This window comes from Promicromonospora sp. NPDC060271 (assembly GCF_042726755.1).
In the GTDB taxonomy this organism is placed as follows: domain Bacteria; phylum Actinomycetota; class Actinomycetes; order Actinomycetales; family Cellulomonadaceae; genus Promicromonospora.
This window is the reverse complement of sequence record NZ_JBHXBG010000322.1, coordinates 1-1373: the sequence shown is the minus strand read 5'-3', so window position 1 is coordinate 1373 and position 1373 is coordinate 1. Positions and strand designations below refer to the sequence as shown.

Annotated in this window: 1 protein-coding gene; it reads left to right on the top strand. The window is 66.3% G+C overall.

Annotated elements, in window-relative coordinates:
- The first annotated feature begins 687 nt into the window (after positions 1-687).
- A complete protein-coding gene (locus tag ACFWE2_RS25370; RefSeq protein ID WP_377226976.1) occupies positions 688-1314 on the top strand; it encodes a GNAT family N-acetyltransferase in 627 nt (208 codons plus the stop codon).
- Positions 1315-1373: the final 59 nt, after the last annotated feature.

Sequence of the window (1373 nt, the reverse complement as noted above, 5' to 3'; positions counted from 1 at the left end):
GGTCAGCAAGGCCACACCCGCACAGGGGTTAAAACATTGGCATTGACTATCAAGCACACTGTTGAGTTCTCAAACAACCGACGCACACCGTCAGATCCGCAATCTTTCCGATCACTTCCCTGTCCGGGGCAGTGCCTGTAACTTACCAGGCTGTTTCGGACTTTTCCAAATCCCCGCCAGCCTCTCAGCCGGGAGAATTCTTCGACCATCCGAAGTACTTCCGAGTTTCATAACCTACCACATTCTTTCAGCCGATCAAATTCGCTTCCGTCTCTCAGAAACGAAGGAATTGCATCTGCCTGCTGAATATGGCGCCACATCCTGTTCCGGGGAACACGAAGCTTCCCGGTCCTGCGATGTGGGTTTCAACCCCGGCGCGGCCACCCGTCCGTTTCCGGTCGGTGTCCGTCTGCCCGTCGGGCTGACCTGGAGAACATTACACACGATCCCCCGTGGACGCCACTTCGCTCGGAGTGGCCTGCGGCACACCCCGTTTCCGCAGGTCAGAAGCTGTTTTGAACAGACCATGACGCCCCCTGGTGCGAGGCTTGTGACGGGGGACACGTGGGCCAACCTCCCGCGCCTCCCGACGGCGGCTGACCCACCCCTCGTTTCCCTGTCCCGCACCGGCATTTTCCTGTTCGGGCCTCCTGATCGCCGCTGCCCGCCTCGTACTACGTTCGGACGGTGACATCCGAGTCCCGCGCCGCGTCCTCCGGCCCCACGAAGCCCACCGAGCCCGCCGCAGCACAGCCGGCCACCACGTCCGGCGTCGTACGCCGGGCTACCGCCGACGACGCGGCCGAGGTCGCGTGGCTTGCCGCCCTGACCTTCCCTCTGGCGTGCCCGCCCGAGGCCTCGCGCCCCGAGATGGCGGCACACATCGCGCAGAAGCTGAACCCCGCGCGGTTTCGTGAGTGGGCGACCAGCGACCGGCACGCGCTGTTCGTGTACGACGACGGCGTGCGTCTGCTCGGCTACGCGCTCGTCATCGTCGGCACCCCTGACGGTGCGGCCGAAGCCGCGACCGTTCGGGAGGCGAGCGGGCGTCCTGCCCCCTACGTCGAGCTGTCCAAGATCTACGTGCTGCCCGACGTGCAGGGCGGCGTCGTCTCCGGGGCGCTCATGCGCGCGGCCTCCGAGACAGCGGACGAGCTCGGCCCCGGCCTGCCCTACTGGCTGGCCACGAACGCGCAGAACCTGCGCGCCCAGGCCTTCTACCGGAAGCACGGCTTCGAGGTGATCGGCAAGCGAACCTACGTGGTGGGCGGGCTGGAGCACGACGACGTGGTCCTCCTCCGGACGTCCCGCTAGAAGACCGGTAGCCCGGCCCCGCCGTCCGGCAGCGGGAAGGGGTGTGGCCGACGCCGGAC